We start from the raw sequence: 14,062 nt of genomic DNA on the forward strand, positions 1-14,062 counted from the left end.
GGCCCGCACGATGGGCGATCCCCCGCCTGCGGGCACGGAAAAAGGGAGTGCCGCCGGGACCGTTTCGGGTCCCGGCGGCACTCCCCCGTCGAGGTTCGTTGCGTGGCCCAAGGCCCGCAATCGTGGACGGGACGCTGAGGGCTTTCCTAGAACAGGACGCGGGCCAGCTTCTGGCGCGAGGCCACGACGCGGGCGTCACCGACGCCTACCACGGAGTACAGTTCGACCAGGCGGGCCCGGGCGGCTTCCTTCTCGTCCCCTGCGTTGCGGCCGATGAATGCGACCAGGCGGGCGAAGGCGTCCTCGACGTGGCCACCGACCAGGTCCATGTCCGCCACGTCAAGCTGCGCCTGCAGGTCATCCGGGGCTGCGGCACCTGCGGCGCGCACGGCGGCGAGGTCCTTGCCCTCGGTGCGCATCAGCAGGCGCACCTGGTTCAACCCGATGGATGCCTCGTTGTCGTTGGGCTTTTCGTTCAGCGCCTGCTTGTACGCGCTCTCGGCGGCCGGCAGGTCACCTGACTCGATGGCATCCAGGGCGGCCTGGTGCAGCGGCGGCAGCGGTGCCGGGCCGCTGGCCGGCCCCGTGGTGCCCAGCGGCGGAACGGTCCCCGCCACACCGTGCTGGACGCCCAGGGCCAGCAGCTCGTCGATCAGCGACTGGATCTGCGCGGCCTCGGCCGTGCCCTGGAACAGCGGCACCGGCTGGCCGTTGACCAGGGCGATGACGGAGGGCACCTGCGTGACCTGGAAGGCCTGGGCGATGGCGGGCTGTTGTTCCGCATCCACGGTGGCCAGGGCAAGGGTGCCGCGCTTGGCATCGACCAGGCTTGCCAGCGTGCCGTCGAGCTGCACCGAGGCCTGGGCGCGCGGGCTGCCCAGCGAAACGATCACCGGCACCTGCTGGGAAAGGGCAACGACCTCCGGGAAGCTCTCCTGGTCGACGGAGCGGACCCAGGTGGGAAGGGCCTCCCCCGATGCGCCGGCCGGCTCCGGCTGGGACTGTTTGAAGGCTGCCAGATCAATGGCGCCGCGTGAGGAGGGAGCAGTGGGTTCAGGCATGCTGGTGGTCATTCCTCTACTTTAGGCCGCAACGGGCCCGGGTGGAAAACCCGTCGCCGGGCCGCTGCCGGCGCGGCGACGCGGCGCCAACGACGGAAGGCGCGGCGCCAACGACGGAAGGCGCGGCGCTGCGGCCACGGGATCCGCCCCGTGCCCTGTGGCACCACGCCTTCCAATGCGGGAACCGTGCGGTTCCCGGCTCCCCGCACGGGGAGGGGGTCCTACTTCAGGAGCTTCGCTCCCCTGGTGATGACCTCGGCGGCAACCACGGAGATCTTGTCCTTGGAGTCGGCCGCCGGAATGTAGATGAGCGTCGGTTCCCCGTAGGTGATCTCGACACCCTTCTTGGTGTCCTTGGCGCCGACGATCTTGGCGGTGGTGGCGTCCATTCCGACGGTCCCGCCGTCTTCCTTGGGCTTGGCGGTCGTCGTCGAGGTGAAGCTGCCCGACACCAGTGCCCCGCCGTCCGGGGTGGCCAACACGACAGTGTCCTTGGCGTTCACGGTCCGCTTGAACGTGATCGTCGCGTCCTTGTTGGACTTCACCATCGCGTTCTGCTCCTTGGCATTCAGCGTCAGGAAGGCGTTCTTGGCGAACTTGTCGGCATCCTTGGCCTTCTCGTTGTCCATGAACGCGGCGAGGCGCTCGAGCGCCGTCTTCGGGGTCATGGTCAGGTCCTTGGCGTCGTCCTTGAGCATCTTCACCGACTGGTCGCCCACGGCGATGCCGGGGAACGTCGAACCGGGGAGCATCGGGGTCGCGAAGGCCACCTTGTAGTTCTCGCGCGGTCCCGACTGGGTCAGCGTGATCGCGGTGGGGATCGTGGAGGCGCCGGAGTCCTTGGCGGTGACCACCATGATCGAGCGCGGGAAGTTCGCCCCGTCGTCGGTCGGCACGGCGGCCGAGCGGATCACGCTGGTGTCGATTGCCGCGGGGGCATCGATCTTGACGTCGTCGTTGCGCAGTTCGTAGTTCTGGCCGCGCAGGGACTTCAGGGCACCGGTGGTGCGGGCATCCAGGTCCTTGATGTTCCGGGACTTGTCGGCCTTGGCCACGGAGGTAGAAACCTCGCCGAGAATGCGCTCAAGCTGGTTCTGCAGCACCACGGGGAAGACCTTCTCGGCTTCCTCGGTGGCGGAGCTTTCCGCCGGGCTCGACGAGGAACCGGCGGCCAGGGCCGGTGCGGAGGGCAGCAGCACCAGGGACAGCACGGAGGCGGTGGCCACGATCTTGGCCACGGTGTTCTCTCCGCCCTTGGGCATGGCAGTGGTGGGCAGTGCATCGGTGCGCGGGGCATCGGGCTGGTCTGCCGAGCGGCGTCCGCCGCCGGATCCTCCGCGCGGGGTGGTGCGCACTGCGGCCAGGGCGATGCCGGCGATGAGCAGCAGCGAACCGGCGATGATCAGCGGCATGGAGAACGGGGTGGCGGTGTCGCCGGGCCACGTGGCGGTGATGTCGGTGGGAGCGGCGGCCTTGCCGTCGGCGGCCAGCAGCAGCGTCCAGGATCCCTCGTCGGGATTGGTCCAGCGGTAGGTCATGGTCTTGTCGGCGTTCTCGGTCGCCTGGAAGATGTCGTCGCCGGCCGGGTTGGGCACCTGGTCCTCGCCGCTCTCGGAGGTGGACTCAAGGACCGTGTCGGCGGCGTTGATGCCGGTGACGGTCGTGTGGGCGGCCTTGCCGACCCATGCCTTGGCATCGGCGGAGCGCACCAGCGAGGCGGTGAACTTGCCTTCGGCATTGATGGTGATTTCCGTGGGGTGTCCGGCCACGGTTCCGGCCCCGGCCTCGATGAGTGTTACCGGGGCTGCTGCGGGGGCCTGGGCAAAGGAAGCGGTCAGCGTCTCGGGCGGAGCCCATATGGTTCGCTGGCCGATCCCCACCACCAGGGCTGCCAGCCCAAGAATGATAGCGATCGCTGAGAAGATCTTTCGCACAATTACACCTAACGGATGAGGGGGTCGAGATTCGGCCTCGGGTGCCACCCACATCATTTATCAGGATGACACGCTCACAAGTCTAACGAGTTCTAGCGCATCTGCGTTCCGGAATGTGGGTAGCACCACGCCGAAACACGCTGAGGTGTCGACCACTTTTGGGCGGGGCAACTCAGCCCCGCCAATGTCGTCAACTGGGGCCCCGGGGCATTAAGCTCGGGATTGTGACTACTCAAGACGGGGACGAAGCAACAACGCCGGCGGGCACCGGGGGCCACCCCGAGCTGCCCGGGGACGCTTCGGGCGTCCAGGGGTCCCCGGCGCCGGATTCCGCACCGCACCGCCCTGCTGCACCTCACCGGTGGTGGCGCCGGGCGCTGGGCACCGCCCAGCAGACGCTGGATGCCCGGATCAAGCCGCCGGCGAACTTCGGGTTCCCGCCGCTTCCGGTTCGCGATCCCGGGGACGGGCTTCCGGACGCCGACGTCTCCCCGCAGTCCAACCCGATCGCCTTCGGCTTCCTGTTCACCGTGGGCGTGGGCCTGGCCTTGCTGGGCTTCTTCCTGCTGACTAATGTGGGGTCGCTGGTCATCTGGATCGCCATCGCCCTGTTCATTGCGCTAGGCCTGGACCCGATCGTGCGCTTCCTGGTGACCCACGGGATCCCGCGCAGTATCGGCGTGCTGATCACGATGCTCGCGCTGCTCGGCGGTGCCGCCGGGTTCATGGGCGCCATCATCCCCACGCTCACCGAGCAGACGGCGCAGTTCATCGAGCGTGCGCCGCGGATCGTCGACGACTTCCTGAAGTCCGAATTCTTCGTCACCCTCGACGCGCAGTACCAGCTCTCGGACCGGATCAGCGACGAGATCGGGAAGTTCTTCTCCGACACCGGGGCCGTGGGCGGGATCTTCGGCGGCGTGCTGGGCGTCGGCAGCGTGATCGCCCAGGGCATGTTCGGCGTGTTGATCGTGCTGGTGCTGGCCATCTACTTCCTGGCCTCGCTTCCGGCGATGAAGTCGTTCTTCTACCGGCTGGCCCCGCACTCGCGCCGGGTCCGCGTGGAGGAACTGGGCAACACCATCACGCACTCGGTCGGCAACTATGTCATGGGCCAGGCGTTCGTGGCGTTGCTGAACGCGACCGTGGCGCTGGTCTTGATGAGCATCCTCGGGGTCCCGTTCGCCGCGCTGCTGACCCTGCTGGTGGCGATGCTGGCCTTCATCCCGCTGGTCGGGGCCGTGATCGCCGGCATCCTGGTGTCCCTGGTCTCGCTGACCCTGGGCTGGCAGACCACCGCGATCTACGCGATCTGCTACTTCGGGTACCTGCAGATCGAGGCCTACTTCATCTCCCCGCGGGTGATGCAGAAGGCGGTGTCGGTTCCCGGCGCGGTGGCGGTGATCTCGGTGATCGCCGGCGGCTCGCTGCTCGGCGTCGTCGGCGCACTCATGGCCATTCCCGCGGCGGCCGCCGTCATGTTGATCCTGCGCGAGGTCTTCATCACCCGGCAGGACAACCGCTAGCCGCACTCCCCGCCGGCCCCTGGCATTCGGCCCCGGGCGTGGCGCCCCGCCCGGTCAGTACCGGTAGGAGCGTGATTCCCAGCACTTGGGGTGCCAGTGGCGCCGTGCCGCGGCCGAGGCGTCGTCGCCGGACCAGTGGTCGGCCCGCCACGCCACCAGGTGCTCGGTCCCGGGCTTGATGAACTGCCCGCATCCGGGGCACTTGTAGGTCTTGGCCGCGCCGACCGCCGATATCCGGCGCACATGCCACTGGCCGTCCGGCGCGTCCTGCAGGCGCTGCACGCCGTAGCGGGCCTTTTCCAGCCACGGCTCATCCGATCCCTCGTCGGCCCGCGTCCACTTGTTGACCCTGCCGGAGCGGGGCTTGGGAGCGGAGGAGCGAGAAGGACGGTTCGAGCGGGCCATGGTCCAATTCTGCCCCAGATGCGCCGTCCGCCCGGTACGGGACGCACCGGCGGCACTGCCTGTCCGGCCACGGCCCGGGCGCGAAACCCGGTAGAGTGCCTGTTGTGCGTTTAGTCATTGCCAAGTGTTCAGTTGATTACGAGGGCCGTTTGCGTGCCCACCTCCCCCTGGCGACCCGCCTGCTGATGGTCAAGGCCGACGGCTCGGTGCTGGTCCATTCCGACGGCGGCAGCTACAAGCCGCTGAACTGGATGAGCCCCCCGGCGGTCATGCGGGTGGTGGCCCCCGACGAGGAGCAGGCGGCCGAGGGCGACGTGGAGCTCTGGCACGTCGCTCACCAGAAGTCCGACGACCGCCTGGTGGTGCACATCAAGGAATTCATCCACGACTCCCAGCACAACCTGGGCATCGACCCGGGCCTGATCAAGGACGGTGTCGAGGGCGACCTGCAGCGCCTGCTGGCCGACCAGATCGAGACCGTTGGTGCCGGCTACACCCTGATCCGCCGCGAGTACATGACGGCCATCGGCCCGGTGGACATCCTGGCGCGCGACGCCGATGGCGCGACCGTGGCCATCGAGCTCAAGCGCAATGGTGACATCGACGGCGTCGAGCAGCTCACCCGATACCTCGAACTGCTGAACCGCGACCCGCTGTTGCGTCCGGTGCGCGGGATTTTCGCCGCCCAAAAGATCAAGCCGCAGGCCCGCACACTGGCCACCGACCGCGGCATCGATTGCCTGGTGCTCGACTACGACGCGATGCGCGGCGTCGATGACGTGGCGGCACGGCTCTTCTAGGCCCCGACCGCGCCCCGCTCCCCCTGGGCCGCCCCGCAATCCCGCGCAACATCCACCCCGGGCGCAGGTGACCGTTGGCGCCGCAAGGCCTTCCGCGAAACTTTTGCGGCGCGGATGCATGAATCGCCGCCGTGCCCGGACCTAGACTGGGTCCATGACTGCCACCGATTCACCCGAACGTTACGCGCTGACCGGACGACTCGTTACTCCCGGAAGGGACATCGCCGAGGGCATCGTCGCCGTGGAGGGCAACCGCATCGCCTTCGCCGGCGATGCGCACGAGTTTTCGTTCTTCGACGAATCGGAGGCCTTCGAGCTGATCGAAAGCCCGGAAGGCACCGTCATCATCCCGGGCCTGATCGACCTGCACTGCCACGGCGCAGGGGGCGGGGACTTCCCCTCCGGGGATCCCGAGTCGATCACCACCGCCATCGAACACCTGCACCGCTCCGGCACCACCACCTTCCTGGCCTCGCTGGTCACCGCCCCGCGCGCAGACATGCTGGCCGCCGCGGGCGTGCTGGCCGAATTCGCCCAGCGTGGGGACATCGCCGGGATCCACGCCGAGGGCCCGTTCCTCTCCGTGACGCGCTGCGGGGCCCAGGACCCGGCGTACCTCTCGGACCCGGATCCGGAATTCGTCGATGAGCTGATCGATGCGGCGGCCGGCCAGCTGCGCACCATGACGTACGCCCCGGAACGCGCCGGATCCGATGCCCTTCTCGAGCAGCTCGTTTCCCAGGGCGTGGTCCCTTCGCTGGGGCACACCGACGCGGACGCCGCCATGACCTCGGCCTCGCTGGGGGTTGCCCGGGAGGAACTGGCAAGCGCCGGCGTCGACGGCTTCACCGAGCGCCCCACCGTGACCCACCTGTTCAACGGCATGCCGCCGATGCACCACCGGGCACCCGGGGCCGTCGCGGCCTGTCTGGAGCTGGCAGCGCAGGGCAAGATCATCGTCGAGCTGGTTGCGGACGGCGTCCACCTCGACCCGGTCCTGGTCCGGACCATGTTCAACCTGCTGGGTGCCGAATCCATCGCCCTTGTCACCGACTCGATGGCTGCCACCGGACTCGCCGACGGCAGCTACACGCTGGGCCCGGCGGAGGTCACCGTGGCCAACGGGGAAGCCCGCCTGGCCTCGGACGGCTCCCTCGCCGGCGGCACGGCGAGCATGCTCGAGGTGGTTCGCGCGGCGGTGGCCGCCGGGGTGGAGCTGCGCGACGCCGTCATCTCCGCCACGACGGTGCCGGCGAGCGTGCTGGGGCTGATCGACGAGGCGGGCAGGCTCCACCAGGGCTTCGTGGCGGACATGCTGGTGCTGGACGCGGACCTGGGCCTGCGGCAGGTCGTGCGCAACGGCCGGAATCTATTGTGAAGTTTCCCCTGAGCAACCGGGCTCGGGGTATTGACCCAAGTCACGCGATTGTGTGATGCTTGACTCAGTCTTTGTGTTGGTTAGTCATACCCGCCAAAGCAGTGCTGCGGGTGTGAAGTGACTGCGGTGGGGTCAAACCGTCGCCAGTGTTCTTCTCACTTGAGTACCACCTAATGGTCGTCGCACAGTGCAGCGGCCTGATTTTCGCACTAAATGAGGAGAAATACATGGCTCAGGGAACCGTGAAGTGGTTTAACGCCGAAAAGGGATTCGGCTTCATCACTCCCGATGGCGCCGAGGCCGACGTGTTCGTGCACTACTCGGAAATCCAGACCAACGGCTTCCGCACGCTGGAAGAAAACCAGCGCGTGGAATTCGAAGTTGGCCAGGGTGCCAAGGGTCCGCAGGCCACCGGCGTTGTCGGTCTCTAAGGACTTCACAGACTCTTTGAACTTTTCACCTGTGGGGAAACCGACCGCAACGCGGCGCGGATCCGGGCAGGCGTCAACCTAAGAAGATGCAAAAGGTGTGGGGCGGGATGATTTATTCATCCCGCCCCACACCTTTATCTTGCTTGATCAGTCTTGCTTGATCAGTCTTGCCGCCAGGTGCCGACGCCCGCAACGGGGCCGGCTTCCAACCATGCCGAGAGGCCGTTGTAGGTCTGGTAATCCATGGCGACCAATACTTCTCGGCCTTCATAGCTCATCATCACGATGACGCTTCCGGGCTGTACCAGGTGCTTTTCCTCTTCCGCGGGACGCCGCCAGCCCTTGAGCCGGATGGAGGTCCGCAGGAATCGATGCACCGGGATCGGGGAGACCGAAAAGAGCTTGAGGAACTCAAGCTCTCCAGGGCCATAACGCGCAATCGCCATCATCCACTTCCCGGAGGACGCGGAGATGGAAGCGTCGAAAGTGCCAAGAGTGCGCCGCAACTGAATGCGGCGCACTCCCATGGCACCCAAGAACATCACCACAAGCAGCAGGGCTGCCAACACGATGAGTACAGGAATGCCGAGTTCGTTCAAGGCAGGACTATCGAGTTCCCGCCGGGACGGAGTCGGCCATGACGGCGTTGTCCGCTACGATCACCACGCGGTCAGCGTCAACGGAGAAGAACCCGCCATCAACCTGGACCGAGAACCGTGACCCGGAGACCGGAACGATTTCCAGATCCCCGGCAGCCAGGACGGCCAGCATCGGCACGTGGCCGGGAAGGATCCCGATCTCGCCATTGCTGGTGCGTCCCTTGACCAGTTTCGCCGCACCCGACCACACGAAGTGGTCGGCTGCAACGATTTCGACTTGGAGTTCGGCCATGATTAGCGAGTCGACTTCTGGATGTCGGCCCACTGGCGCTCAACGTCGTCCATGCCGCCGATGTTGAAGAATGCCTGCTCGGCAATGTGGTCAACGTCGCCGTTGCAGATCGCGTTGAAGCCCTCGATGGTGTCCTTGATGGCAACCGTCGAACCCTCGACACCGGTGAACTGCTTGGCAGTGTAGGTGTTCTGGGAGAGGAACTGCTGGATGCGACGAGCACGCGATACAACGATCTTGTCCTCTTCACCGAGTTCGTCGATGCCGAGGATCGCGATGATGTCCTGCAGTTCCTTGTTCTTCTGGAGGATCTGCTTGACGCGAACCGCGGTGTTGTAGTGGTCGTGACCAACGTACTGCGGGTCAAGGATTCGCGACGTGGAGGTCAGCGGATCGATGGCCGGGTACAGACCACGGGAGGCGATTTCACGGGAAAGTTCCGTGGTCGCATCCAAGTGGGCGAAGGTCGCGGCCGGGGCCGGGTCCGTGTAGTCATCGGCAGGCACGTAAACGGCCTGCATCGAGGTGATCGAGTGGCCCTTGGTCGAGGTGATGCGCTCCTGGAGGAGACCCATCTCGTCGGCAAGGTTCGGCTGGTAACCCACGGCCGAAGGCATGCGGCCCAGCAGGGTCGACACCTCGGAACCGGCCTGGGTGAAGCGGAAGATGTTGTCGATGAAGAGCAACACGTCCTGCTTCTGCACATCGCGGAAGTACTCCGCCATGGTCAGTGCCGACAGTGCCACGCGAAGACGCGTTCCTGGCGGCTCATCCATCTGGCCGAACACCAGGGCGGTGTCCTTCAGGACGTTGGCTTCTTCCATTTCGACCCAGAGGTCGTTGCCCTCACGGGTGCGCTCGCCAACACCGGCGAATACCGAGGTACCACCGAAGTTACGTGCAACACGGGTGATCATTTCCTGGATCAGCACGGTCTTGCCCACGCCGGCGCCGCCGAAGAGGCCGATCTTTCCACCCTTGATGTACGGGGTGAGAAGGTCGATCGACTTGATGCCGGTTTCCAGCATTTCGGTCGAGCCTTCGAGGCTCGCGAAGGACGGGGCCTTGCGGTGGATCGGCCAGCGCTCGGTGATCTCGAGCTCCGAGGCAGCAACGTCGAGGGGCTCGCCCAGCACGTTGAAGATGTGGCCCTTGACAACGTCGCCAACGGGTACGGAAATCGGGGCACCGGAATCGACTACCTGGGTACCGCGGACAAGTCCGTCGGTGGCCTGAAGGGCGATTGCACGAACCATGGAGTCACCGAGGTGCTGGCTGGTTTCGAAGGTGATGGTGGTGGTCTTGCCGTTGAGAGTAATCTCAGCGGAAAGAGCATTGTAAATAGCAGGCAGGGAGTCGGCGGGGAATTCAACGTCGACAACCGGGCCGATAACGCGTGCGATACGACCGATTGCACCGGTCGAGGCAGCGGTACCCTGCTCGTTGAGTTGGGCAGTCATCTCTCTCTCACTTCACTTGTGTAGATGGCGTGGATGTAAGTGTGGGTAGGAAGTTCCCGTTAACCGTTCAGCGCGTCAGCGCCGGCAACGATTTCAGAGAGTTCCTGGGTAACCTCGGCCTGGCGGGCGTTGTTACGAAGACGCGTGTACTTCTTGATGAGTTCCTTGGCGTTGTCGCCTGCGGACTTCATTGCACGCTGGCGGGCTGCGAGCTCGGAAGCCGCCGCCTGCAACATCGCGTTGAAGATGCGTGATTCGATGTACCGCGGAAGCAGTGCGTCAAGCACCTGCTCCGGCTCCGGCTCGTATTCGTAGAGCGGCAGCAGCTCATCGGCAGGAGTCTCAGACTCCTCCTCGACAACCTCAAGCGGCAGCAAACGAATGACCGTCGGTTCCTGAACGACCATCGACTTGAACTGGGTGAAGACTACGTGGATCTCGTCCACGCCTCCCACTTCAAATTCGTCGGCGAAGTCCTTGAGCAGGGCTTCGCGCAGTTCGCGTGCGGTCGTAAACTCCGGGGCGTCGGTACCACCGGTCCACACCTTCGCGTATTCGCGTCCACGGAAATCGAAGTACGCCTGAGCCTTGCGGCCGACCAGGTAGGTCTTGACGTCCTTGCCTTCTTCATGGAGCAGTTCTACGAGGTGCTCTGCCTGCTTCAAGACGCTGGCGGAGTAGGACCCGGCGAGTCCGCGGTCAGAGGTCATGACCAAGACCGCCGCGCGACGGATTGACTCCGGCTCGGTGGTCAGTGGGTGATCAACCTCTGACTGTGACGCGACGGCAGTAACAGCACGGGTAATCGCATTGGCGTACGGCAGCGATGCCGAGACACGCGCGCGTGCCTTGCCAATACGGGAAGAGGCGATCAGTTCCATCGCCTTGAAGATCTTGCCCATCGACGTCGTCGATGCAATCTTCTGGCGGTAGACCCGAATCTGGGCTCCCATGTTTGTCCTTTCCTTATCCCTTTGCAGGGGTTGCCGCACCGCACCTTCGGGTGCGGCAACCCCTAATCAAAGGTGATGTCAGCGCTTTTGCTTGACGATCTTTTCCTGGTCGACGGATCCCTCGGCCAAGGCGTCGAATTCTTCCTTGCCGGCGGCGACAAGCTTGTCGTCGCCTTCACCGAAGAAGCCGGCCTTGAAGTCGGCGATGTTCGACTTGAGCGATTCAACGGTCTCGTCCTCGAGCTTGCCGGTCTCGGCAATCACGGTGAGCACGTTGGTGCGGTGACGCAGGTGAGCCAGGAACTCGGTTTCGAAGCGACGAACGTCCTCAACCGGGACATCATCCAGGTAGCCCTTGGTACCGGCCCACACGGAGACAACCTGATCCTCAACCGGGAACGGTGCGTACTGTCCCTGCTTGAGAAGTTCCATCAAGCGTGCGCCACGGGTGAGCTGCTGCTTGGAAGCGGCGTCCAGGTCCGAGGCGAACATGGCGAATGCCTGCATGTCGCGGAACTGGGCCAGTTCGAGCTTCAGGGTACCGGCGACCTTCTTCATGGCCTTGATCTGCGCCGAGCCACCAACGCGGGACACCGAGATGCCCACGTCGACTGCCGGACGCTGGTTGGCGTTGAAGAGGTCCGACTGCAGGAAGATCTGGCCGTCGGTGATGGAAATGACGTTGGTCGGAATGAAGGCCGAGACGTCGTTTGCCTTGGTTTCGATGATCGGCAGACCGGTCATCGAGCCTGCTCCGAGCTCGTCGGAGAGCTTTGCACAACGCTCAAGCAAGCGGGAGTGCAGGTAGAACACGTCGCCCGGGTAGGCTTCGCGTCCCGGCGGGCGACGCAGCAACAGCGAAACGGCGCGGTAGGCTTCGGCCTGCTTGGACAGATCATCAAAGACGATCAGAACGTGCTTGCCGTCGTACATCCACTGCTGGCCGATGGCGGAGCCGGCGTACGGTGCCAGGTACTTGAAGCCGGCCGGGTCCGAAGCCGGGGAGGCAACGATGGTGGTGTATTCCAGCGCACCGTTGGTCTCAAGGGTCTGGCGCACGGCGGCAATGGTCGAAGCCTTCTGACCAATTGCCACGTAGATGCAGCGGACCTGCTTGTTGGTGTCGCCCGAAGCCCAGTTGGCCTTCTGGTTGATGATGGCATCCACGGCCAGGGCGGTCTTGCCGGTCTGGCGGTCGCCAATGATCAGCTGACGCTGGCCACGGCCGATCGGGATCATGGCGTCGATGGCCTTCATGCCGGTCTGCAGCGGTTCGTGAACCGACTTGCGCTGCGTCACGCCCGGAGCCTGAAGCTCCAGTGCGCGGCGACCCGAGGACGCGATCGGTCCCAGGTCATCGATCGGCTCGCCCAGCGGGTCAACCACTCGGCCGAGGAAGGCATCGCCAACCGGAACCGAAAGGATCTCGCCGGTGCGCTCGACGCGCTGGCCTTCGGCGATGCCGGTGAAGTCGCCCAAGACGACGACACCGATCTCGCGGGTGTCAAGGTTCTGGGCCAGGCCCAGGGTGCCGTCTTCGAATCGAAGCAGCTCATTTGCCATGACGGAGGGAAGACCCTCCACCTTGGCGATACCGTCACTTGCCGTGGTTACGCGGCCGACCTCGGTGCGCTCTGCTTTGCCCGGTTCGTAGGACGCTGCGAACTCATTCAAGGCATTGCGGACGTCGTCGGCGTTGATGGTCAATTCGGCCATCTGCAGTCCCTGCTCTCCTAAGTTGTGATTACCGCGATCTATCGTTGCGGTAACCGAAATTTGATTCAGTCTATGGTGACTGGCCTGCAAGGCAGGCCCCCCGGGTTGAAGTGGGGGGGCTGCCTAGCTTGCCAACTGGCGGCGAAGGTCCGCGACGCGGGTGGCGATGGTTGCGTCAACAACCTCGTCACCCACCTTGACGCGGATGCCGCCAACTAGTGCCGGGTCGATCTCGACATTGATCTTCAAGTCCCGGCCGTAAAGGTTGTTCAGGCCTGCCTGCAGGCGCGCTGTCTGCTCCGGGGTGAGTTCACGGGTGACACTCACCTGGGCAATCCAGCGGTCCTGGCGTTTAGCCACCAATTCCACGAAGCGCTCCAGAAGTGCGACGGGCTTGAGCCCGCGCGGCGAAGCGACGGCCTGGCGGATCAGCAGTGCCGCTGCATCCGAGGCATTCGGCACCAGCTTGAGCGCCAGGGCGCCCTTCGCTTCGTCCGTAGCCTTGGAATCATCAAGGGCACGCTGCAGATCATGACTGGACCCAACCACACGGATGAACGCGAAGAGGTCTTCTTCGAGCCTCTCCAGTCCTGCGGAACCGCCCTGACGCTCGGCTACCGCGATGGCGACAGTTGCCGCCACGGTCTCCAGTGCATCGCCAATGTCTCGTGCCGAGCTCCAACGCGAGGATGCCAGAGACGCGACGGTGGATTCGGCTTCCGCCGAGACCTTCCCGTGCAACAGCTGGGCAACAAGCCCCGCCTTGTCAGAGGACCCGCGGGCCGGATCAGTCAGTGCGCGACGCAGGCCTGCGTTGCCATCCAGAACGTCAACCGTCCCAAATAGCTCGGCGGACAATTCCAAGGACGCGTGTGCAAGCTTGGTTTCCAACGACGCCAGCGCCGCGGACAGTGACTCGCTCGATACACCTGCCATTAGTTCGATGCACCTGCGTTCTGCTGGGTTTCAAGGTCTGCCAGGAACTTGTCGACCACGCGAGCTGCGCGCTCGTCGTTCTCAAGAGCGTCGTCGACGATCTTGCTGGCCAGCGAAGTTGCCAGGGTTCCGACCTCGGCACGCAGCGAGGTAACTGCTGCGGTGCGCTCGGCTTCGATCTGGCGGTGGGCCTGCTCGGTAATGCGAGCGGACTCTTCTGCTGCCTTGGTCTTCAGTTCCGCAAGAATCAGGGCACCTTCTTCGCGCGCATCCTCGCGGATGCGGTTGGCTTCGGTGCGTGCTTCAAGCAGCTGTGCCTTGTACTGCTCAAGGGTGGCGTTGGCTTCGGCCTGCGCGGCCTCTGCCTTCTCAAGTCCACCCTCGATGGCCGTGACACGGTCCTGGTAGGACTTCTCGAATGCCGGGGCAATGTACTTGACCACCAAAAACAGCAGGACAGCGAAGCCTGCAGCAGTGACAAGAATTTCCCACGGGTTCGGAAGCAGCGGGTTGGCACTCTCGCCTGCAGCGAGGATCAATTCGTTGCTGATCATTCTCACTCTTCCTTATC

Annotated in this window: 14 protein-coding genes; 4 read left to right on the forward strand and 10 right to left on the reverse strand. The window is 64.8% G+C overall.

Annotation, left to right across the window (positions count from 1 at the left end; all coding sequences use genetic code 11):
* Window positions 1-146: 146 nt before the first annotated feature.
* Together AC6CHY_RS03350 and AC6CHY_RS03355 are read right to left on the reverse strand one after the other, a co-directional pair.
* Window positions 147-1,061, reverse strand: a complete 915-nt coding sequence (locus AC6CHY_RS03350; protein WP_217389151.1) for a tetratricopeptide repeat protein — start codon at window positions 1,059-1,061, stop codon at window positions 147-149.
* A gap of 221 nt (window positions 1,062-1,282) precedes the next feature.
* Window positions 1,283-2,995 (reverse strand): hypothetical protein, encoded by a 1,713-nt coding sequence (locus AC6CHY_RS03355; protein WP_217389150.1) that lies wholly within the window; start codon window positions 2,993-2,995, stop codon window positions 1,283-1,285.
* A 224-nt stretch (window positions 2,996-3,219) separates the two neighbouring features.
* On the opposite strand from AC6CHY_RS03355, the gene AC6CHY_RS03360 reads away from it, so the two are divergent.
* The gene (locus AC6CHY_RS03360; protein WP_336245100.1) at window positions 3,220-4,521 is read left to right on the forward strand and encodes an AI-2E family transporter; all 1,302 of its coding nucleotides are present in this window, start codon (window positions 3,220-3,222) and stop codon (window positions 4,519-4,521) included.
* A gap of 54 nt (window positions 4,522-4,575) precedes the next feature.
* Here AC6CHY_RS03360 and AC6CHY_RS03365 read toward each other — a convergent pair whose 3' ends face one another.
* Window positions 4,576-4,926 (reverse strand): Rv1322 family protein, encoded by a 351-nt coding sequence (locus AC6CHY_RS03365; RefSeq protein WP_217389149.1) that lies wholly within the window; start codon window positions 4,924-4,926, stop codon window positions 4,576-4,578.
* A gap of 104 nt (window positions 4,927-5,030) precedes the next feature.
* On the opposite strand from AC6CHY_RS03365, the gene nucS reads away from it, so the two are divergent.
* The 3 genes from nucS (at window position 5,031) to AC6CHY_RS03380 (ending at window position 7,535) form a co-directional block, all read left to right on the forward strand.
* Entirely contained in the window at window positions 5,031-5,726 is a 696-nt protein-coding gene (gene nucS / locus AC6CHY_RS03370; RefSeq protein ID WP_217389148.1) for an endonuclease NucS, read from the forward strand.
* Between the two features lie 154 nt (window positions 5,727-5,880).
* Entirely contained in the window at window positions 5,881-7,104 is a 1,224-nt protein-coding gene (nagA, locus tag AC6CHY_RS03375) for an N-acetylglucosamine-6-phosphate deacetylase (RefSeq protein ID WP_217389147.1), read from the forward strand.
* Between the two features lie 227 nt (window positions 7,105-7,331).
* On the forward strand, window positions 7,332-7,535 hold the full coding sequence (locus AC6CHY_RS03380; RefSeq protein WP_068735141.1) for a cold-shock protein: 204 nt from the start codon (window positions 7,332-7,334) through the stop codon (window positions 7,533-7,535).
* Window positions 7,536-7,696: 161 nt separating this feature from the next.
* Here the strand turns inward: AC6CHY_RS03380 and AC6CHY_RS03385 are convergent, their stop codons facing one another.
* The 7 genes from AC6CHY_RS03385 to AC6CHY_RS03415 all read right to left on the reverse strand — a co-directional run bounded on the left by AC6CHY_RS03385 (window position 7,697) and on the right by AC6CHY_RS03415 (window position 14,045).
* A complete protein-coding gene (locus AC6CHY_RS03385) occupies window positions 7,697-8,134 on the reverse strand; it encodes a DUF2550 domain-containing protein (RefSeq protein WP_254456095.1) in 438 nt (145 codons plus the stop codon).
* 7 nt (window positions 8,135-8,141) lie between these two features.
* Window positions 8,142-8,426: a F0F1 ATP synthase subunit epsilon gene (locus AC6CHY_RS03390; RefSeq protein ID WP_071213163.1), complete on the reverse strand. Its 285-nt coding sequence runs from the start codon at window positions 8,424-8,426 to the stop codon at window positions 8,142-8,144.
* A 2-nt stretch (window positions 8,427-8,428) separates the two neighbouring features.
* A complete protein-coding gene (atpD, locus tag AC6CHY_RS03395) occupies window positions 8,429-9,886 on the reverse strand; it encodes a F0F1 ATP synthase subunit beta (protein ID WP_217389146.1) in 1,458 nt (485 codons plus the stop codon).
* 59 nt (window positions 9,887-9,945) lie between these two features.
* Window positions 9,946-10,839 carry a F0F1 ATP synthase subunit gamma gene (locus AC6CHY_RS03400; RefSeq protein WP_217389145.1) on the reverse strand — a complete coding sequence of 298 codons (894 nt, stop codon included), beginning with the start codon at window positions 10,837-10,839 and terminating at the stop codon, window positions 9,946-9,948.
* A 78-nt stretch (window positions 10,840-10,917) separates the two neighbouring features.
* Entirely contained in the window at window positions 10,918-12,555 is a 1,638-nt protein-coding gene (gene atpA / locus AC6CHY_RS03405; RefSeq protein WP_217389144.1) for a F0F1 ATP synthase subunit alpha, read from the reverse strand.
* A gap of 123 nt (window positions 12,556-12,678) precedes the next feature.
* On the reverse strand, window positions 12,679-13,491 hold the full coding sequence (locus AC6CHY_RS03410; protein ID WP_217389143.1) for a F0F1 ATP synthase subunit delta: 813 nt from the start codon (window positions 13,489-13,491) through the stop codon (window positions 12,679-12,681).
* The gene (locus AC6CHY_RS03415) at window positions 13,491-14,045 is read right to left on the reverse strand and encodes a F0F1 ATP synthase subunit B (RefSeq protein ID WP_217389142.1); all 555 of its coding nucleotides are present in this window, start codon (window positions 14,043-14,045) and stop codon (window positions 13,491-13,493) included. The genes AC6CHY_RS03410 and AC6CHY_RS03415 overlap by 1 nt, the downstream gene beginning before the upstream one ends.
* Between the last annotated feature and the right edge of the window lie 17 nt (window positions 14,046-14,062).

The sequence above is a fragment of the Paeniglutamicibacter sp. GQ140 genome (assembly GCF_059759235.1).

What these genes read in the sequence shown, in the direction of transcription:
- AC6CHY_RS03350 (WP_217389151.1), bottom strand. Translation starts at nt 1,061, where the DNA reads ATGCCTGAACCCACTGCTCCCTCCTCACGCGGCGCCATTGATCTGGCA.
- AC6CHY_RS03365 (WP_217389149.1), bottom strand. Translation starts at nt 4,926, where the DNA reads ATGGCCCGCTCGAACCGTCCTTCTCGCTCCTCCGCTCCCAAGCCCCGC.
- nagA (WP_217389147.1), top strand. Translation starts at nt 5,881, where the DNA reads ATGACTGCCACCGATTCACCCGAACGTTACGCGCTGACCGGACGACTC.
- AC6CHY_RS03380 (WP_068735141.1), top strand. Translation starts at nt 7,332, where the DNA reads ATGGCTCAGGGAACCGTGAAGTGGTTTAACGCCGAAAAGGGATTCGGC.
- AC6CHY_RS03390 (WP_071213163.1), bottom strand. Translation starts at nt 8,426, where the DNA reads ATGGCCGAACTCCAAGTCGAAATCGTTGCAGCCGACCACTTCGTGTGG.
- atpD (WP_217389146.1), bottom strand. Translation starts at nt 9,886, where the DNA reads ATGACTGCCCAACTCAACGAGCAGGGTACCGCTGCCTCGACCGGTGCA.
- AC6CHY_RS03400 (WP_217389145.1), bottom strand. Translation starts at nt 10,839, where the DNA reads ATGGGAGCCCAGATTCGGGTCTACCGCCAGAAGATTGCATCGACGACG.
- atpA (WP_217389144.1), bottom strand. Translation starts at nt 12,555, where the DNA reads ATGGCCGAATTGACCATCAACGCCGACGACGTCCGCAATGCCTTGAAT.
- AC6CHY_RS03410 (WP_217389143.1), bottom strand. Translation starts at nt 13,491, where the DNA reads ATGGCAGGTGTATCGAGCGAGTCACTGTCCGCGGCGCTGGCGTCGTTG.
- AC6CHY_RS03415 (WP_217389142.1), bottom strand. Translation starts at nt 14,045, where the DNA reads ATGATCAGCAACGAATTGATCCTCGCTGCAGGCGAGAGTGCCAACCCG.